Source organism: Macrococcus epidermidis (assembly GCF_024205965.1).
Taxonomy (GTDB): Bacteria; Bacillota; Bacilli; order Staphylococcales; family Staphylococcaceae; genus Macrococcoides; species Macrococcoides epidermidis.
In genome coordinates this window covers 423854-442462 of the sequence record NZ_CP073819.1, presented here as the reverse complement: position 1 = coordinate 442462, position 18609 = coordinate 423854, and the positions used below count along the sequence as shown (strand labels likewise).

Below are 18609 nucleotides of genomic sequence, written 5' to 3'. Positions count from 1 at the left end.
AAAAAACACCTTTACAATATATTTACATTAGTTTTACAATTATATTGTCACATAAACAATAAAATTACAAGAGGTAATTCGATGATAAATTTAGATTATGCTGCAACATCACCTATGTCAGCGAGTGCAATGCAACGTTACTTTGATACAAATCAAAAATTTTATTATAATTCTGAGAGTTTGCATAGTGGTGGCGATATGGTTAAAGATATCGTACACAACTGCGAGAATGCACTGAACGAATACTTTACAGTTAACTTTACACTTGTAACATCAACCAGTGGCTCTCATGCAAACGAAATGGCTTTAAACAATTATCTCTATCATGAATCAAATAAAACAATCGTACTTACGTCTAAATTTGAACATCCATCTGTCTATGCAGCGTTACACGAACATGCTCGTTACGACATACACTACTTCCCAGAAGATGAAACTGGCATGATTGATCTAACTCTGACAGAACAATTTATACAGCAATATCATGAAACAATAGCATGTGTAAGCTGTGTTCATGTTAGTTCTGAAACAGGTTATATCTTTCCAATTGAGCAAATAGGACAATTAACAAATCAATTTAATATTCCATTTCACATTGATGCAGTGCAATCAGCTGGTAAGTTAGTAATTCCAACGCAATATGTAACGTCACTTTCAATTAGCGGACATAAATTTTTCGGTCCAAAAGGGATTGGTGCCCTTCTAATTAGAGAAGAAGCATTGCGCATAACCAATCCGTTCTATCATCACGAACATCATATGAGAAACGGCACGGTGGATGTACCGTCACTTGTTGCGATGACACAAGCATTGATAGACTATAAACAATCAGACACGATACAACAATTCAATCACAAAATTATTACTACGCTCGATCCAGCATTATACGTACCGATGAAATTCGAACCACAGCTTAAAAATATTATTCCGATCCTTATCAATAAAACAGACGGACAATATATCATGCAGCAACTGTCACAACACAATATCTTAATCTCTACCGGAACTGCATGTGGGCATGGTACAATGCATTCAAGAGGCTTAGAAACATTGATTACAAAGCAAAGTTACTCGGTACATCAATATATTCGGGTATCACTTAGTACATTAACAACAGAAGAAGAAATCAATACTTTTTTAGAAGTCATCAATCAAATAACATAAAGGTGAAAGTCTATGCAAACAGAGGAAAGAAGACGACAAATTGCACAACTGATTAAAGAAAGTACAGCTGCTATACCAGGCGCTGCATTAGCGAAACAATTTAATGTTTCAAGGCAAATCATTGTTTCAGATATTGCAAAATTGCGTGAAGAAGAAATCGGCATTAAAGCGACAAAGAAAGGATATATCTTTGAAGCGACACCTCAAACAGGTGAGAAATATAAACGTACGATTACCGTAAAACATGACAATAGCAGAATGTTAGAAGAATTAACGATTATCGTTGAAAATGGCGCAATGATTGATAATGTATCCGTCAATCATCCAGTGTACGGTAAAATTACAGCGAACCTGATGCTCAATTCTGTAGAAGATTGTTATGAATTCTCAAATGATATGACCGAAGATAACGGCAGAATGCTTGCAGAACTCACATACGGTATACATGAACATGTAATCTCAGCTAAATCCGAAAAGATACTCGATAATGCAGAACGTGATTTATTAGCACATGGATTTATTTATGATTATGAGTAAACATTACAAATAAGGCCAGGACGCGTTGTCCTGGCCTTATTAATATTTTATATTGAATTAATGATATAAATTATGCTTCTTCTTCAATCGCTTTGTTTTTTGGACGTTTTGATAAGATGAATGTTGCCACAAATGCAGCAACGATTGCAATCGCCATTGCGATAACATAATTCATGTAACTTCCTGGTGCAATCGAGATAACACCCGGTAAACCAGCAGCACCTAAAGCTGTCGCTTTAACCTGCATTAAACCGATATATGCTGAACCAACAGCTGAACCAATAATCGCGCCGATGAATGGATAGCGTAATTTTAAGTTAACCCCGAACATTGCAGGTTCAGTAATGCCTAATAACGCTGAGATACCAGCAGCTGATGCGATACCTTTTAATTTTTCATTTTTTGTAATGAATAATACCGCTAATGTTGCTGCACCTTGAGAAACGTTACTCATTGCAGCAATCGGGAAGATAAATGATCCACCTGTTTTCGCAGCATCTGCAATCAACTGTGTTTCAACTGCGATAAATGAGTGGTGCATTCCTGTAATAACGATTGGTGCATAGAAGAATCCGAAGATCATCGCACCTACAAATCCACCCGTTTCATATAACCATGTTAAACCGTCTGTTAAATAAGTACCTGCTGTACGTGTTAACGGTCCAACGAATAGAAATGTTAAGAAGCCAGTAACGAATAAAGAAATTAATGGTGTTGTTAAGTTATCTAACCAAGATGGTGTGACTTTACGTAAATTCTTCTCAATTGTCGCTAATATCCAACTCGCTACTAAAATCGGTAACACTTGACCTTGGTACCCTACACTTTGAACATGCAGTCCAAGTAAATCCCAAGAAGGAATATCTTTACCAGCTGCAACATATTTCGGGAAATCATAACCATTTAATAATGCTGGATGCACTAAGATCATACCAAGTGCTGCACCTAGATACGGATTACCTCCGAAACGTTTTGCGGCACTAAAACCAATTAAGATTGGTAAGAAGACGAATGGTGCATTAGCAAGTAAATTAATAAAATCTGCCAGACCAGCTAATCCTGGGTTAGCTTGAATAACCGTTGTCTTACCTTCATAAAATAGTCCTTCTGCTGTAAATAAATTATTAATCCCCATCAATAAACCACCAGCTACGATTGCTGGAATAATTGGCACAAAAATATCTGAAAGCATCTTAACAAATTGTTGTAGTGGGTTCATCTTCTTCGTAGATTTAGACGCTACTTCTGATTTCGTTGCAGCATCCATACCGGTCATCTTGCTCATTTCGTTAAATACAGTATTGACTGTACCTGCTCCGATAATAATTTGGTACTGACCACCTGTTGAGAAAGTACCTTTTACCGCATCCATATTGTCTAATGCTTTCTGGTCTACGATACTCTCATCTTTTAAAGCTAAACGTAAACGCGTTGAACAGTGTGCCATTGCATCGATATTTTCTTTGCCACCGATAGCAGCTAGAATATCTTTTGAAACTTGATTGTAATCCATTCCATTTCCTCCTTTGGAACCGGTTCCATTTTGGTATAAAAAAATATGTCCGTGAACTATGTGCTTAATTTAAACTAATCTTACTCCCAAAATCACTTTCTGTCAACGCTTACATTTAATATTTTTATAAAAAAAAAGCTTGAGACCACCTGTCTCAAGCTTCTCATCATTTATAGTACTAATAAAAATGGATTTTCAATATATTTGATTAAAGTAGCTAAGAAGTTTGCACCGTCTGCACCATCAATAATTTGATGGTCGATTGTTAAGCTGAGCGGTAAGATTTTCGTTTCTTTCACTTCACCATCAACTAATTTTAATTCATTTTGCACTGATCCTACACCTAAAATACCTACTTCAGGTGCATTTAGCACTGGTGTGAAATATTCAATACCAGATGTCCCGATATTTGTAATCGTAAACGTACCGCCACTCATCTTCTCATTCTCTAAACTACCGTTTCTTGCTGCGTCAGATAGTTCTAAGATTTGCACTGCAATGTCACCGATAGATTTACTACCTGCATCATGAATTACCGGTACCATCAATCCATCGTCAAGCGAAGTTGCTATTCCGATATTCACATCATCATGTTTCGTTAAAATGCCTTCATCATAAGTACTGTTCATTTTTTCATCTTCTTTTAATGCCAATGCAACAGCTTTAGTAATCAATGCCGTAACAGTTACTTTAATATCTAGTTCGCTATTACTAACTTCAGCTTTAAGTTTTTTATTAAATTTAAATAGTTTATCTGCATTTGCTTTTTGATGTAATGTTAATTGTGCTGTCGTTTGTAAGCTGTTCATCATGTTCGCAGCTATCGCACTACGCATTGGGCTTAAGTTTTTCGGTGTAATAGATTTCTCGGCAACGGCATGAACTTCAGCTGGAGCTGCTTGCTCAGTCTGTGCTTTAGCTGGTGCATTTTCAACATCACGCTTTGTGATACGTCCGTTACCACCCGTACCTTTAATTTGTGAATAATCTATACCTTTTTCTTGTGCTATTTTCTTAGCAAGCGGTGTGATAAATATTCTCTTATCAGATTGTTGAGGTTGCTCAGTTGGATGACCCTCTTCTTCAATTGCATTTTCATTAATTTCCTTATCGTGAGTACGCTCAAAGCTATCTGATTTCTCTGCAGCATCTTTAATTGCTTCACGTTCATCAGTGGGTTCACCAGATTCACTTAGTGCTTCATCGTCTCCTGACGGCTTGTTATCGCTCTCTTCACCTTCTGCACCAACAAGTCCTATTTGCTCACCAACTTTCGCAACACCTCCTGCTTCAACAGTGATTTCAAGTAGTTGTCCATCATCCGGAGATTCAACATCCATCGTTAATTTCTCAGAAGCAATCATACATAATGCTTCGCCTTTCTTAACAGCATCACCTACAGATTTGTACCATTCATCTATTGTACCTTCTGTCATGGTCATTCCTAGCTTCGGCATATCAACTCTTTTACTCATTTAACTTCACCTCGCATTATTTTAAATCATCAATAATTTCTGCTGCTTCTTTAAGCACTCTATCTTTATTTGGAATGTATAGTTTCTCAAGGTTCTCAGCAAAAGGAACAGGTGTATGTGGTGCCGTAATAACTTTAACAGGTCCATCTAAATAATCAAATGCTTTGTCACCAACAACAGCTGCAATTGAATGACCTGTAGAACTTTGTGGATTTGCTTCGTCTATTACAATTAATCGATTTGTTTTCTCTACAGAATTCAATATTGTCTCCTGATCCCACGGTGCTACTGTTACTAAATCAATAACCTCAACTGAAACATCTTGGCCTTCTAATTCATCCGCTACTTCAAGTGCTACATGTACCATTTTACCAATCGCAACGATTGAAAGGTCTGTACCTTCTCTTACAATTTTTGCTTTGCCTATTTCAACAGTATAATACTCTTCTGGTACTTCACCTTTCATACCATATAATGTTTTATCTTCAGAAAATACAACTAAGTTATCATCTTCAACTGCGGCAAGTAATAATCCTTTTGCATCATATGGGTTGGATGGTACAACTACTTTTATACCTGGAATTGCTCCGAACATACCATATAATGATTGACTGTGCTGAGCGGCCGCTGAAGCACCTGCGCCATGCACTGTACGCATCGTCATAGGAATTTTTGCTTTACCACCAAACATGTAACGCATTTTTGAACCTTGGTTAAGTAATGCGTCTAGTGCATATCCAATGAAATCGTTGAACATTAATTCAACAATCGGTCTAAGTCCGGTTGCAGCGGCACCTACACCCGCACCAACATAGTTTTGTTCGGCGATTGGTGTATCAATAACACGTTCACGACCATATTTACCTACGATACCTTTCGTTAAGCCGAACACGCCGCCCCACGCTTCATCTCCATCTAAATGCTCAATTGTATTACCACCAGCAACGTCTTCTCCCATTAAAATAACAGTTTCATCTTTCTCCATTGCCTGGTCGATTCCTTCAGTAACCGCTTGCATAAATGTGAGTTCTCTTGTCATGATTATTCCTCCTTAATCTGCATAGACATCTTCAAGTAGTGAAGAGTCATCTGGTAATGGACTATTTTCTGCGAATTTAACCGCTTCTTCAATTAATGCTTTTGCCTCATCTTCAATTTTCTTCGCTTCATCTTCAGTCATCCAACCCTCTTTTAAAGCACGTTCTTTAAAAATAACAATTGGATCTAAGTCACGTAATTCATCCTTATCTGATTTATAACTTTGAGCATCTCCTTCAAAGTGACCATAGTTACGATATGTTTTACATTCAATTAAAGTTGGCCCCTCTCCAGCTTTTGCACGTTTCACTGCCTCAATCATTACTTCATTAACTTCTACAACATCTTTACCATCTACATGATGCCCTGGCATATTATAAGATGATGCACGTTCAGCCACAGTTTCTGAAGCTGATGCATAACTATGGGGTGTCGCTTCACCAAAACCATTGTTTTCACAGATAAAAATTACGGGTAAATTTAATATCGAAGCAAAGTTTAAACCTTCATGGAAAGTACCCTCGTTTGAAGCACCATCACCGAAGAAACATACGGCAACTGCATCCTGTTTTAATGTTTTAATAGAAAGACCTGCACCATTTGCAAGTGGGAATCCAGCACCTACGATTCCGTTGGCACCTAGGATACCTTTTTCAACTTCAGCAATATGCATTGAACCGCCTTTCCCTTTATTTAAGCCATCTTTACGTCCATAAATCTCAGCCATCATACCTAAAATATCACAATCTTTAGCAATAGCATGTCCATGTCCGCGGTGTGTACTTGTGATATAGTCAGCATCATTTAGTTCTGCACAAGCTCCTACTGCTATTGCTTCTTCTCCTGCATATAAATGTACAAAACCTGGAATCGTACCAGTCAAGAATATTCTATGCACTTCATCCTCAAACTCACGAATTTCATTCATTTTTCGATAAATCCATAGTGCTTTTTCCTTTTCCATTGTTTATTCCTCCCTTTTTTATGGCTGATGAATACTTAATCCAAAGAAATCTTCAGCACTTTCTCCTATTGATTCTGAAACTGTTGGATGTGCAAAAATTTGATGTGCTAATTCGTCCATTGTACCTTCGGCATTTTTTACAGCTAAGATAGTACTTATTAGTTCTGTTGCATGTGCACCACAAATAACTGCACCGAGAATTTCACCGTATTTCTTTTCACTGATTACTTTTACAAATCCCGTAGAATCTCCATATGAAATTGCTTTACCGTTGCCAGCGAGGTTATAAGTTGAAACTTTTACATCATAATCTTTTTTTGCCTGTTCTTCACTTAAGCCAAATGAAGCGATTTCAGGTGTTGTATACACACAACGTGGCACTTTAGTCTGGTCTAACTTGTGATGGTTATTATTAGCTATATAATCAGCGGCAATTAATCCTTCGTGACTTGCAGCATGTGCAAGTTGATAACCTGGAATAATGTCACCAATGGCATAAATGTGTTTTTGTGAAGTTTGCATATAGTCATTTACTTCAATAAATTTTTTATTTTCACTAAGCTCTAAACCCAATTGCTCTGCAAGTTCTAAATTTGTTTTGCGTCCAGTGGCTATAAGTATTTTTTCAAACGGTATTGTTTCATTACCAACTGTAATTTCGTCTTTTTCTATTTTGGAGATTTTTGCTTTAGTAATTATGGTAATACCTTCTTGTTTTAAATGTTTTTCTACTAATTTACGTGCTGATTGATCTTCCGTCATCAAAATATCATCAGCAACCTCAACAAGTGTTACCTTTGCTCCAAGTGGTGCGAACGCTTGTGCCATTTCTACTCCAATTACACCTCCACCAATGATAACGAGTGACTTAGGTAAAGTTTTCCACGTAAAAATAGTGTCTGTCGTATCATATTGAATACTATTTAATCCTTCGATTGGAGGGATAAAAGGCTGAGATCCTGTTGCCAAAATAATATTTTCTGCCGAAACTTTATTTTCAGCGTATTTAATATCATGATCTTTGATTTCTGTTACGAATTCATTTATCACTTTAACACCATTCTTCTTAAGCAAATATCCAACTCCATTTACTAATTCTTTCACTACATCCTCTTTATAACTCTTTACTTTGGAGTAATCCACTTTCACTTCATTAGTTATAATCCCAAACTTTTCCGCTTCTTTAATTGTGGACATAACCTCTGAAATCCTCAGCATTGCTTTAGAAGGAATGCATCCCACATTTAAGCAAGTTCCTCCTAAATTTTTTCCTTCAAACAAAATGACCTTCTTATTAAATTGAGCTAATCTAATCGCCGTTACATAACCACCTGGACCTCCGCCAATGATGGCGACATCATAATTATATTTCAACCTTATCACCTCTTTCTTATTTCACAACTTTATTTTAAACCTAATTGTAAACGTTTACAATTAATTTATCAGAATATTTTGCAACTATTTTGTGACGAAATAAAATATCAAAAAGAGAACATTTATTAAGTAGCCATTCACTATATTTAAATAATAGATTAATCCTTTATATATTTTTATATTTTGGTTTGTATTATTTTTCAATATAAATAATAAATTAATAAAAATATTTTTGAAATTATATTTCAATTTTCGTCTCTATACCAAAATGTTTTTTTAATATTATCCAACGTGAGGGAAAGCAAATAATTAAAATGTGTGATATTCCTTACAAAAATATCTATTGGCAAAAAAATTGCACAGTTCAAATAATGAACGGTGCAATTTCTATATATTTATTCTTCTTTAAATTTCAATCCTTGCTCTTCCATTACTTCTTTTAAGATACGAATGGCTTTTGGGCCAAATCCATGTAAAGCTAATAACTCTGCTTCACTATATTTCATAACGTCTTCTAATGTCTTCACATTGATACTACCAAGTGCGCGCAATGCTGGTTTGCTGATCTTTGGTAGTTCCATTTTATTCACCTGTTTCAGCAAAGTGTTTGATACGTGTTCCAATTTCATCACGTACTCGCTGAAATACTGACCAGTCTTGTCCAGCAGGATCTTCAAATCCCCAATGCTCAGTACGTACATGTGGTGGTGTAACCGGACATACATCTTTTGCATGATCACATAATGTTACAACTAAGTCTGCATTATTTAAGATGTCTTTATCAATTACATCAGAAGTATGGTTTGAAATATCAATACCTACTTCTTTCATTGCTTCAATCGCTTTTGGGTTTACTCCGTGTGATTCAATTCCCGCAGAATATACATTCCATTCAGGTAAATATTCTTTTCCAAATCCTTCTGCCATCTGTGAACGGCAAGAATTTCCTGTACATAAAAAATAGATTGTTTTAGTCATAATTATTCTCCTTTTAACCAAATAATCTCATCGATATATATAATCCTACGAGCGTCGCAAACAATACGGGAATTGTAATGACGATGCCTGTTTTAAAATACGTTCCCCAAGAAATCTTAACACCTTTACCACTCAATACGTGTAACCAGAGTAACGTTGCAAGGCTTCCGATCGGCGTAATCTTAGGTCCTAAATCACATCCGATAACGTTAGCGTATACTAAAGCATCTTGAAGCATCCCTGATGCCTGGCTTTGTTTAATTGCAATTGAATCAATCAATACGGTTGGCATATTGTTCATAATAGATGAGAGTATTGCTGATAAGAAGCCCATACCTATAATTGAACCAAATAAATTTGTTTGTGTAATATTATCGATTACACCTGCGAGTAAACTTGTCAGTCCTGCGTTCTTTAATCCATATACGACAACATACATGCCGATTGAGAAGAAGACGATTGCCCACGGTGCACCTTTAATTACTTTGCCTGTATTTACAGCAGGACTTTGTCTTGCGAACATAATAAATATAAATGCAATGAGTGCTGCAATGATACTTACCGGGAAGTTAATAAAGTCACTCACTAAATATCCTATTAATAGAATCGCTAATACAATCCACGACATCTTAAATAATTTCATATCTTTAATCGCTGACTTCGGTTCACGTAACGTATCCTTATCATAAGTTGTTGGTATATTACGATTAAAGTATAACCAGAGCACTGTGATACTTGCAATTAAACTGAATATGTTCGGTAGAAACATATGTTTCGCATATTCCATAAATGATAAATCAAAATAATCAGCTGACACGATGTTCACAAGGTTACTTACAACTAACGGTAAACTTGTTGTATCAGCGATAAATCCTGACGCAATAATAAAGGGGAAGACCATCTTTTCGTTGAAGTTTAAGTTACGCACCATCGCCAGCACGATCGGTGTAAGAATTAAAGCTGCACCATCATTTGCGAAAAATGCTGCAACGATGGCACCTAATATGCATACGTAAACAAACATTTTAAAGGTATTCCCTTTTGCTAGATGCGTCATATGTAATGCTGCCCATTCAAAGAAACCTATTTCATCTAGTATGAGCGAGATTAATATCACTGCGATAAATGTAAATGTCGCATTCCAAACGATGTTCGTTACATCAATGACATCGTTGAAATCCACAACACCAAAAATAAGTGCGAGTATGGCGCCACCTACAGCAGAATATCCAATTGAAAGATTCTTCGGCTGCCAGATGACAAGTGTTAAAGTTAAAAGAAATATTAAAATTGCGATTACCGTAATCATGATTTACCTATACCTCATTTGTTTTGCACACACAATTTTGATGTGGTACAAAGATTTGATTTTGTAATTTGACGATTTGCTCGATGACTTCTAAGTTGTTAGCGTACATCACGTTCGTACCCTCTTTCCAACTCGTTACGATACCGCTTTGTTTCAACTGTTTCATATGATGCGATAACGTCGGTTGCGAGAATTCAAAATGCTCTAAAATATCACATGCACATAACGGACCACAGCTCAGTAAATCCACAATTTCCAGACGATTCTTATCCGATAATACTTTCAACAGCTTAGCCAAATATTCATAATCCATCGTTTCACCTCTTTATATAGATGATTGTCTATATTTCACTTTTAGTATACATCGAATATAGATGAACGTCTATATTTAAATTAAAAATAAAGAAGACTGCATTTTTTACAGTCTTCAGTCTATAAATCCCAATTCTTTTGCCATCTTCCATGCAAGTACTCTGTTATCTGCTCCGAGTTTTTCTAAAATAATGCTCGTATAATTACGGACGGTGCCATCACTCAAAAATAACTTTTGACTGATTTCTTTACTCGTCAATCCTTCTCCTATTAACTTTAATATCTCCTGCTCCTTATCAGTTAATGGATTTTTAGTGAGCATTAAAGGTAGTAGTTCTGGACTATACTCTTTTTTCCCTTGCATGACAGAATGAATCGTCTCTGTAAGTTCATCTACTGAGCGTTCTTTTAATACATATGCGTCCACATCTAAATTTACAGCACGTCCAAAATAACCAGGACGTTTAAATGTTGTGACTATAATAACTTTTACATCTAACTTGTGTTCTCGAATATATGCAAGCACTTCTAATCCGCTCTTTTCTGGCATTTCAATATCAAGCAATGCAATATCAAATGAGTCATCAATAGCATTGATTGCTTCTGCGCCGTTCGACACACTTACAATTTCATCAAACGTACCACTAATCACCAAAAGTTTTTTCATTGCTTCACGTAACATACTTTGGTCTTCTGCATGTAGTAATTTCATGACTTCACCTCTACTGTGACATATACGCCAAGTCCTGGATTTAAGCTTTTCGTTTTCACGATACCATCCATTGCGTGCGCTCGCGCTTCGATACTTTTTAAACTCATACCATTTGATAATCCTTTACCATTATCACTCAATGATAAATTTAATATGTTATCAACTTGATTAATAAGAAGTTGAACTTTCGTTGCCTCACTATGTTTGATAACATTATTAATCAGTTCTTTAATCAGCATACTAATTTCATGCTGCTGAATTTCATTAACAGACTCGTAATGAACCTTTCTCTCAATTTCAATATTTGCATCATTCAATATTTTCTCAACTTGTGTTACTTCATCCTCAATTGTAGTCGATTTAATATCTTCAATGATTGACCTTACTTTATATAATGATTCCTGTGATAGTGAATGAATTTCCTGTAACTCCTCTTTCGCCATATCAGGATATTTATCGATCAATTTCACCGCAAGTTCAGATTTGACAGCAAGCGTACTAAATACCTGCCCGAGTGAGTCATGTAAATCCTGAGAAATACGATTACGTTCAATTTGTGTAGAAAGCAACGCAAGCTTTTCATTCTTAATGTTCAGTTCATATATTTTACGAGAATGTTCAGCAAAATAATCCATAGAAACGGCCATCATCAATACAAAGAAAAAATGTGGAATGAGTTCCAAGCCATATGCATAGTCCTGCACACAAATTGCAATATAGTTGAGCACAAAACTACCAATCGTTATTTTCCCATACAGAGAATTCACTCTTTTTCTAAGTATATATGGGACATAAGATATAGGAAATAAATAGAACAATATGTTACCGAAGTTGCAAAAATGAATAAATACTGTAATAGACGTAAGTAAACATCCAATAACAATAGGTATATATTTACTTGTATTGCTATTCATCATAAATACTGCCGAAAAAATATAAAGTAAAATAAAGAACAATTTGAATACTTTCCAACTCATTTCTTCTGTAGCAAGCATCTCAGTTATAGGAAATATCAGAAATATTAAAGACGTTCCGTACTGTAATATTTTAATAAATAGCCAGTTCAATTAAATCACTTCCGTTCTCCTTCTGATCCATATACTCATCATTATAAATATAACAGCATAGAGTAGTAAAATACCAATAGATTCAAATGGATAATGCTTCTCAAACTGTCCGGCAGCAATATTTTTAAAGTTATATGTTGGAGTAAGTTTTGCAATCGGTTGCAACCACTCTGGAAATGTCATTACCGGGAACCACAGTCCACCCAGCATTGCTAATCCTAAATATAGAATATTACCGAAAGTACTTACTTTCTGTGCATCTTTAAATTGTGACAACAGAATGCCAAATGTTAAAAATATAAGTCCACCAAATAGCAGTCCAAAGTAACAAACTAACCATTCTATCAGACTCATATTAACACCTTTAATAAAATGCCCTACTAAAAATACAATCAGAATCGACAACATATACATCATCAATATTTTTATCACTTTGCATATATAGTAATATGAAGGATTGAGCGGTGTACGAAACAGCGCTCTACTCCAGCCTTTCTCTTTATCATTGATCATCTCTAAAGGAAAGGTAATGATCGCAAAGCTCGTCAGACTAAATGTCGTCATCGATAACATATAATCACGAACAAAATGTTCTTGAATATTTTTGTCTGGAATTTTCATAACCGAAGAAAACACTAAGAAAAAGATCACCGGCAATAATGTAGATAAAATAAATACACTTTTACGTTGACTTAAATCAATCATTTCATATTTTAACATCGCTTTAAACTGTTTCATGACGCTCCTCCTCCACAGCTTTAAATACTCTATTTAATAATGACTCGTTTGTAATCTCAACATGTTCGAAACTAATTTGTTGATCAATCAACACTTTAATCACTTCGTCTACTAGAGATGTATGTATCACTATATATTCACCCTCAATTTTTGAGAATGCAATATCAGAAATTTGTTTCGTGACATTCTCATATTTCTTAGGTAATACGAGTTGTTTCTGAGTAGATTCTTCTCTTAGTGCACGCGGCGTAGAGTCACGTACGATTTCACCTTGGTGCAGAACAACAATACGCTCAGATAAACTTTCAACTTCTTCTATATAATGTGATGTAAATAGTATCGTTTTACCTTCTGATTTCAACGTTTTGATTAAATCATAAAATCTTCTGCGTGTTGAAGTGTCCATTCCGACAGTCGGTTCATCTAAAATAATAAACTCCGGACGTCCGATTAAAGTTAGTGCCACATCTAAAATACGCTTTTGACCACCTGAAATTTTCTCTGCTTCCGTGTTTAATAATGCATCATCAAATAATGTAATGGCTTTTATCTCTTCTTTGGTCAAAGCATTCGGATAAAGATTCTGAAATAGTTCTATGATCTGATAAACCTTCATATTCGGTGTAAAGTATGTTTGTTGATATAAAACACTTGTTTTTGTATGATCCAGTATTAAGTGCTGTCCATCAATATCACCTGAAGTTAATTTCTTATTACCTAACAAACAATCAATTAACGTTGATTTACCCGCACCATTCGGACCAACTAATGCGATTGTATCGCCTTTATTAATCGTTAGATTGATATGCTTTAAAATATGTTTCTTACCGATATCTTTACTTAGGTTGTGAATCGTAATCATCGTTATCTCCCTCCTTATCTATATTAAACAGGAAAGAGCATTCTATGATAATTCACATACGTCATGAAATTGAGATGACATTTGTCATATAGATGATGAAGAGGATGTAAAACGTTGTATTGTTTAGGATTTCTTGACCGATATTTTTGATTTATCGGCCATAATTTTGGGATTTGGCCATTTTCCTGGATTTCTTGGCCGATATTTTTGATTTATCGGCCATCATTTCGGGATTTGGCCATTTTCCAGATTTCATGGCCGATATTTTTGATTTATCGGCCATCATTTCGGGATTTGGCCATTTTTCTGGATTTCTATGCCGATATTTTTGATTTATCGGCCATCATTTCGGGATTTGGCCATTTTTCTGGATTTCTTGGCCGATAAATCTTCACAAAAAAATACTTCCTCCAAACGGAGAAAGCATTCCATATGTTTAACAAGCGTTAATCATCCAAGTTACACCGAATGGATCATTAAAGTAACCATATAATTTAGACCATTCTGTTTGACCAAGTGGCATCGCTTCTTTGCAACCCGCTTCAATCGCTTTATGGTAGAAATCTGTCGCTTGCTTAACATCTTCTTCATCGTTACCATCAAATGTGAAACAAACTGATGTACCTTCATTGTTCACTTCACGTTGTCCCCAAGAATCACTAATCATAAAACGCTGTCCTAAAATCTCAAATTCAGCATTCATTACAAACTGTTTTGCAACTTCTTCAGGCATTTTGTACTCTTCAGGCATATCTCTAAACATTTCATCATCGCCCATCGTCTTATTAATAATCTTTGCACCTAAATGCTTCTCGTAAAAACCTAACACTTCTAATGAATTGTGGAAATTGAAATACTGAACCGCTTTAATCATGTTGTAATCCCCTTTAGTTTTATATTTTGTACAATTTTAATTCACGCTTTTAGTATAATCGGATATATGATTTAAGTAAAATTTATTCAAAATTATTTCTTTCTATATATAATGAAATTCCATTGATGAATTTAACATCATCTCCATCAAAAAGTACTGCTTCATTATCACGAATGCAATATGTATTTATTTTAGTTCCTTTAAATACACGCTCATAATATTCATCTTTATAATGACAGGTAATCGCATAGTCAATTAATCCTAATGGTTTAGTTTCCTTTGCTTCTTCAAAATAAGATACATCTTTACCTAATGATATTCCTCCAGCACTTTGTCCGTAAATCACATGTTCTTTCTCAAAATTAGTAATTAAATCTACGATATCTGCTGTTCTCATTTCACCAACTAACTTAGATATGGATCCACCGCTAATATATACGGCATCATATTTATCCAATATTTCTTCTGTGATTTGATTGAAATCAACGCATAAATCGATGTTGTGAATCCCTACACTTTCAAACATACCTTTAACATACTTATAGCTTTCTTGATAAGTCCTGATTGTTTCATCACCTGCATTTGGGAAATACAATACAGAGCCATTATTAATTAAATCAGCAAAATATTGATTAACAATAATATTACTTTCTTTCGTTCCCCCACCTGATATTAAAACAGTCATGGTCATCTCTCCTTTTCTAAAATATAATTTATACTTCTGAATTTTTCCATTCAAATCTAACCGTAATCATTCCTATCAGTGTATTTTCTCACTTTACTTTAGCTAATTTATAAAATATCGTTTAAGATTAAATTGAATAAACTTTTGGAGGTTACTTATGCTAACTTGGAAAGAAGAAATGATATTACCTGTGAATATCGAGAAAGTCTGGTCTTTATTTGATTTAGAGAATATACAACGCATTATGCCTCAAGTTGTCGAAATGAAAGTGTTAGAAAAGAAACCTGGTGTTGTTGGTTCGACGTATGAGCAATCATACAAAGAAAGCAACAAAGTGATGAAGTATATAGTCACTGATCTAGATCATGAGGATACACCTACTCGTAAGCATAATAAGTCTGGATTTCAGCTTGCCAAGATGTTTGATATTGAAGCTGATTATGTATTAGAAAAGATTTCTGAGAACGAAACGCGCTTCATTTACAGCGGTTCGAATAAAGGAGTCAACTTTGCTGGAAAAGCGATGCTTAAATTAATGCCAAAAAAACAAAATCAAAAAGTTGTTGATGATTTTATGCAGCGCGTAAAAGTAGAAGCAATGAAGGAGAACAATTAATGAGTATATTAGCAGCAATTATTGCCGGAGCATTAGCCTTTATGGTAGGCGCACTTTGGTATACCGTATTATTCGGTAAGTTATGGCAACGCGAAGTCGGCATTTCAGATGAACAAATCAAAGCAGCAGGTAGTGGTACACCTCAAATGATTACAGGTTTTGTAGTAGAAATTCTTGTATCACTACTCATATTTTTCATATTGTCGCACACAGATTTAAATATTTTCTGTGCTGGATTTACGATTGCAATTATTTCTATCTTTTCAGCTCTTAAAAACTATTTCTTTGAAATGAAATCCTTTAAATTAATCGCAATTAATGAAAGTTACAAACTGATTTGTATTATGATCATGACGTTAGCAGCATACTATTTTGGATAAGGAGTGAAGATTGATGGAATTAGGCAATTTTTCAGTAAGTTTACCGGTAAAGGATATTCATGCATCACTTAAGTTTTATCAAACATTAGGCTTTGAACAAGTCAGTGGCGACATTACGCAAAACTGGGTTGTGTTAAGTAATGGTGCAGCACGTATCGGATTATTTCAAGGAATGTTTGAAGAGTTTATGATGACGTTTAATCCGAAATGGAATGAGAAAGGTCAGGAAATTGCTGGTACAGATGTACGTGAAATCGCAGCTAAATTAGAGGCAGCAGGTTATGATTTCATCACACCGTTAACAGCTGAGAACGAATCTGGCCCAGGATATTTTATGGTAAAAGATTTAGACGGTAATACATTATTATTTGATCAACATGTATAAGGAGCATTCATATGGAGAAATTTTGTCAAAGTTGTGGTATGCCACTTAATCTGCACGGTGAAGATGTTCGTGGTACAGAAGTTGATGGGAGCTTAAGCCCTAAGTATTGTAATTATTGTTACAAAGACGGTAAGTATATTGATCCTAATATTACGATGGAAGAAATGCTTGAACGCGGTAAGCAAGGTATTTCAAATGGCAAAGGGAATCCAGTTGCTAAATTTATGATGAAAGCTTTCTATCCGATGCAATTGAAGAAATTAGAACGATGGAAATAAGGGATGTCTTCGGACATCCCCTTTTCATTTCCAAATTCATCCTATTCGTTGTTATACTTAAATCAACATGATGAAGGAGTGATTGATTTGAACAACCGACTTTACGACATACTCGATTTATTAATCAGTTATAATACTGAAAGTCCTCCAGCAAGAAATACAGACCCATTACAAAATGAAATTGAACAGCTACTAAAAAATCTTAACTTTCAAATCGAAAGAATTCCACTGTATAAAAATGATTCCGTAATCGTAGCAACATTAAAAGGTACGGATGCAAATGCTCCAAAATTAATATTAAACGGACATGTGGATGTTGCTGAAGTAAGCGAAGATGAATGGATATATCCGCCATTTCAGCTCACTCAAGTTGATGACTGGTTATACGGACGAGGTGTCAGTGATATGAAAGGTGGCATGAGTGCATTATTTTATGTATTGGAAAGACTATCACACGAAAACATTCAGCCTAAAGGAGATATTATTGTTCATTCAGTCGTCGGAGAAGAAGTTGGAGAAGCCGGGACAAAAACTGCCTGCGAACAATCTCCTAAAGCTGATTTAGCACTGGTTTTAGACACAAGTGACTGTGTAGCACAAGGTCAAGGTGGCGTTATTACAGGATGGATTACTGTTAAAAGCAATAATACCATCCACGATGGCGCCAGAATGAATACCATCCATGCAGGCGGTGGTTTGTTTGGGGCCAGTGCAATCGAAAAAATGATGAAAGTGATCACCGCTTTAAGAGAACTTGAACAGCACTGGGCAGTAATGAAATCAAGTCCTGGAATGCCTGCAGGTGCAAATACGATTAATCCAGCTGTCATTGAAGGTGGCAGACATCCAGCCTTTATTGCAGATGAATGTAAACTCTGGATTACGGTTCATTATTTACCTGAAGAAAATTATCATGATATTACGAAAGAAATAGAAGATTATTTAAATAAAGTAGCCGATGCTGATATATGGTTAAGAGAAAATCCGCTTTCTTTTGAGTGGGGCGGCACTTCAATGATTGAAGATAAAGGCGAAATCTTCCCAAGTTTTACAGTACCTACAGATCATCCAGGATTCGAACTGCTAGCGACATCTCATCAATCAGTATTCAATACACCTCTAAAACACGAAATGAGCTCAACTGTTACAGATGGTGGATGGTTAGCAGACTTCGGTATACCGACGATCCTTTATGGGCCAGGACAATTATCTGAAGCACATAGTGTGGACGAAAGAATTAGTGCAACAGAGTTAGAACGATTCTCTCAGGTATTATACGCATTCCTAAAAGAATGGTATCAGTCACCAAAAGCAAAGACCGTCTGAGTATACACTTAGACGGTTTTTT

The 18609-nt window shown here is 35.4% G+C and carries 22 protein-coding genes; 7 read left to right on the top strand and 15 right to left on the bottom strand.

Annotated features, from left to right (window positions below; translation table 11 throughout):
• Window positions 1–81 precede the first annotated feature (81 nt).
• Window positions 82–1164 (top strand): cysteine desulfurase family protein, encoded by a 1083-nt coding sequence (locus KFV12_RS02420; protein WP_254257201.1) that lies wholly within the window; start codon window positions 82–84, stop codon window positions 1162–1164.
• Window positions 1165–1176: 12 nt separating this feature from the next.
• The gene (locus tag KFV12_RS02415; RefSeq protein WP_099578762.1) at window positions 1177–1701 is read left to right on the top strand and encodes a transcription repressor NadR; all 525 of its coding nucleotides are present in this window, start codon (window positions 1177–1179) and stop codon (window positions 1699–1701) included.
• A 70-nt stretch (window positions 1702–1771) separates the two neighbouring features.
• Here KFV12_RS02415 and KFV12_RS02410 read toward each other — a convergent pair whose 3' ends face one another.
• From KFV12_RS02410 to KFV12_RS02340, 15 genes are all read right to left on the bottom strand, one after another.
• Window positions 1772–3214, bottom strand: coding sequence for a sucrose-specific PTS transporter subunit IIBC (locus KFV12_RS02410; protein WP_254257200.1), 1443 nt, complete (start codon window positions 3212–3214; stop codon window positions 1772–1774).
• A 170-nt stretch (window positions 3215–3384) separates the two neighbouring features.
• The gene (locus KFV12_RS02405; protein ID WP_254257199.1) at window positions 3385–4689 is read right to left on the bottom strand and encodes a dihydrolipoamide acetyltransferase family protein; all 1305 of its coding nucleotides are present in this window, start codon (window positions 4687–4689) and stop codon (window positions 3385–3387) included.
• Window positions 4690–4705: 16 nt separating this feature from the next.
• The gene (locus tag KFV12_RS02400) at window positions 4706–5728 is read right to left on the bottom strand and encodes an alpha-ketoacid dehydrogenase subunit beta (RefSeq protein WP_111717350.1); all 1023 of its coding nucleotides are present in this window, start codon (window positions 5726–5728) and stop codon (window positions 4706–4708) included.
• Between the two features lie 12 nt (window positions 5729–5740).
• Entirely contained in the window at window positions 5741–6691 is a 951-nt protein-coding gene (locus KFV12_RS02395; RefSeq protein WP_111717348.1) for a thiamine pyrophosphate-dependent dehydrogenase E1 component subunit alpha, read from the bottom strand.
• An 18-nt stretch (window positions 6692–6709) separates the two neighbouring features.
• Window positions 6710–8065: a dihydrolipoyl dehydrogenase gene (gene lpdA / locus KFV12_RS02390; RefSeq protein WP_254257198.1), complete on the bottom strand. Its 1356-nt coding sequence runs from the start codon at window positions 8063–8065 to the stop codon at window positions 6710–6712.
• Window positions 8066–8460: 395 nt separating this feature from the next.
• Window positions 8461–8646, bottom strand: coding sequence for a DNA-directed RNA polymerase subunit alpha C-terminal domain-containing protein (locus KFV12_RS02385; RefSeq protein ID WP_254257197.1), 186 nt, complete (start codon window positions 8644–8646; stop codon window positions 8461–8463).
• 1 nt (window position 8647) lies between these two features.
• Window positions 8648–9043, bottom strand: a complete 396-nt coding sequence (gene arsC / locus KFV12_RS02380; RefSeq protein ID WP_436970155.1) for an arsenate reductase (thioredoxin) — start codon at window positions 9041–9043, stop codon at window positions 8648–8650.
• 13 nt (window positions 9044–9056) lie between these two features.
• On the bottom strand, window positions 9057–10349 hold the full coding sequence (locus KFV12_RS02375) for an arsenic transporter (protein ID WP_302054739.1): 1293 nt from the start codon (window positions 10347–10349) through the stop codon (window positions 9057–9059).
• Between the two features lie 10 nt (window positions 10350–10359).
• Window positions 10360–10665, bottom strand: coding sequence for an ArsR/SmtB family transcription factor (locus KFV12_RS02370; protein ID WP_254257195.1), 306 nt, complete (start codon window positions 10663–10665; stop codon window positions 10360–10362).
• A gap of 114 nt (window positions 10666–10779) precedes the next feature.
• A complete protein-coding gene (locus tag KFV12_RS02365; RefSeq protein ID WP_111717339.1) occupies window positions 10780–11376 on the bottom strand; it encodes a response regulator transcription factor in 597 nt (198 codons plus the stop codon).
• Window positions 11373–12443 (bottom strand): sensor histidine kinase, encoded by a 1071-nt coding sequence (locus KFV12_RS02360; RefSeq protein WP_254257194.1) that lies wholly within the window; start codon window positions 12441–12443, stop codon window positions 11373–11375. The genes KFV12_RS02365 and KFV12_RS02360 overlap by 4 nt, the downstream gene beginning before the upstream one ends.
• The gene (locus KFV12_RS02355; RefSeq protein ID WP_111717335.1) at window positions 12444–13181 is read right to left on the bottom strand and encodes an ABC transporter permease; all 738 of its coding nucleotides are present in this window, start codon (window positions 13179–13181) and stop codon (window positions 12444–12446) included.
• Window positions 13168–14043: an ABC transporter ATP-binding protein gene (locus KFV12_RS02350; protein ID WP_254257193.1), complete on the bottom strand. Its 876-nt coding sequence runs from the start codon at window positions 14041–14043 to the stop codon at window positions 13168–13170. The genes KFV12_RS02355 and KFV12_RS02350 overlap by 14 nt, the downstream gene beginning before the upstream one ends.
• 436 nt (window positions 14044–14479) lie before the next feature.
• Entirely contained in the window at window positions 14480–14917 is a 438-nt protein-coding gene (locus KFV12_RS02345; protein WP_367304762.1) for a VOC family protein, read from the bottom strand.
• Window positions 14918–14999: 82 nt separating this feature from the next.
• A complete protein-coding gene (locus KFV12_RS02340; protein WP_254257192.1) occupies window positions 15000–15602 on the bottom strand; it encodes a Type 1 glutamine amidotransferase-like domain-containing protein in 603 nt (200 codons plus the stop codon).
• Window positions 15603–15759: 157 nt separating this feature from the next.
• Here KFV12_RS02340 and KFV12_RS02335 point away from each other — a divergent pair, with 157 nt between their 5' ends.
• From KFV12_RS02335 to KFV12_RS02315, 5 genes are all read left to right on the top strand, one after another.
• Window positions 15760–16218, top strand: coding sequence for an SRPBCC family protein (locus KFV12_RS02335; RefSeq protein ID WP_254257191.1), 459 nt, complete (start codon window positions 15760–15762; stop codon window positions 16216–16218).
• A complete protein-coding gene (locus tag KFV12_RS02330) occupies window positions 16218–16598 on the top strand; it encodes a DUF1761 domain-containing protein (RefSeq protein ID WP_111717327.1) in 381 nt (126 codons plus the stop codon). The genes KFV12_RS02335 and KFV12_RS02330 overlap by 1 nt, the downstream gene beginning before the upstream one ends.
• Before the next feature lie 13 nt (window positions 16599–16611).
• A complete protein-coding gene (locus tag KFV12_RS02325; RefSeq protein WP_111717326.1) occupies window positions 16612–16983 on the top strand; it encodes a VOC family protein in 372 nt (123 codons plus the stop codon).
• A gap of 11 nt (window positions 16984–16994) precedes the next feature.
• On the top strand, window positions 16995–17261 hold the full coding sequence (locus KFV12_RS02320; protein WP_254257190.1) for a zinc ribbon domain-containing protein: 267 nt from the start codon (window positions 16995–16997) through the stop codon (window positions 17259–17261).
• Between the two features lie 87 nt (window positions 17262–17348).
• Complete coding sequence (locus KFV12_RS02315; RefSeq protein WP_254257189.1) at window positions 17349–18587, top strand: acetylornithine deacetylase; 1239 nt, start codon at window positions 17349–17351, stop codon at window positions 18585–18587.
• Window positions 18588–18609 lie beyond the last annotated feature (22 nt).

Excerpts from the sequence above, each read along its gene's own strand:
- KFV12_RS02400 (WP_111717350.1), bottom strand. The coding sequence starts at position 5,728 with ATGACAAGAGAACTCACATTTATGCAAGCGGTTACTGAAGGAATCGAC.
- KFV12_RS02405 (WP_254257199.1), bottom strand. The coding sequence starts at position 4,689 with ATGAGTAAAAGAGTTGATATGCCGAAGCTAGGAATGACCATGACAGAA.
- KFV12_RS02330 (WP_111717327.1), top strand. The coding sequence starts at position 16,218 with ATGAGTATATTAGCAGCAATTATTGCCGGAGCATTAGCCTTTATGGTA.
- KFV12_RS02415 (WP_099578762.1), top strand. The coding sequence starts at position 1,177 with ATGCAAACAGAGGAAAGAAGACGACAAATTGCACAACTGATTAAAGAA.
- KFV12_RS02345 (WP_367304762.1), bottom strand. The coding sequence starts at position 14,917 with ATGATTAAAGCGGTTCAGTATTTCAATTTCCACAATTCATTAGAAGTG.
- arsC (WP_436970155.1), bottom strand. The coding sequence starts at position 9,043 with ATGACTAAAACAATCTATTTTTTATGTACAGGAAATTCTTGCCGTTCA.
- KFV12_RS02325 (WP_111717326.1), top strand. The coding sequence starts at position 16,612 with ATGGAATTAGGCAATTTTTCAGTAAGTTTACCGGTAAAGGATATTCAT.
- KFV12_RS02335 (WP_254257191.1), top strand. The coding sequence starts at position 15,760 with ATGCTAACTTGGAAAGAAGAAATGATATTACCTGTGAATATCGAGAAA.
- KFV12_RS02340 (WP_254257192.1), bottom strand. The coding sequence starts at position 15,602 with ATGACTGTTTTAATATCAGGTGGGGGAACGAAAGAAAGTAATATTATT.
- KFV12_RS02350 (WP_254257193.1), bottom strand. The coding sequence starts at position 14,043 with ATGATTACGATTCACAACCTAAGTAAAGATATCGGTAAGAAACATATT.
- KFV12_RS02395 (WP_111717348.1), bottom strand. The coding sequence starts at position 6,691 with ATGGAAAAGGAAAAAGCACTATGGATTTATCGAAAAATGAATGAAATT.
- KFV12_RS02385 (WP_254257197.1), bottom strand. The coding sequence starts at position 8,646 with ATGGAACTACCAAAGATCAGCAAACCAGCATTGCGCGCACTTGGTAGT.
- KFV12_RS02420 (WP_254257201.1), top strand. The coding sequence starts at position 82 with ATGATAAATTTAGATTATGCTGCAACATCACCTATGTCAGCGAGTGCA.
- KFV12_RS02410 (WP_254257200.1), bottom strand. The coding sequence starts at position 3,214 with ATGGATTACAATCAAGTTTCAAAAGATATTCTAGCTGCTATCGGTGGC.
- KFV12_RS02365 (WP_111717339.1), bottom strand. The coding sequence starts at position 11,376 with ATGAAATTACTACATGCAGAAGACCAAAGTATGTTACGTGAAGCAATG.
- KFV12_RS02355 (WP_111717335.1), bottom strand. The coding sequence starts at position 13,181 with ATGAAACAGTTTAAAGCGATGTTAAAATATGAAATGATTGATTTAAGT.
- KFV12_RS02320 (WP_254257190.1), top strand. The coding sequence starts at position 16,995 with ATGGAGAAATTTTGTCAAAGTTGTGGTATGCCACTTAATCTGCACGGT.
- KFV12_RS02370 (WP_254257195.1), bottom strand. The coding sequence starts at position 10,665 with ATGGATTATGAATATTTGGCTAAGCTGTTGAAAGTATTATCGGATAAG.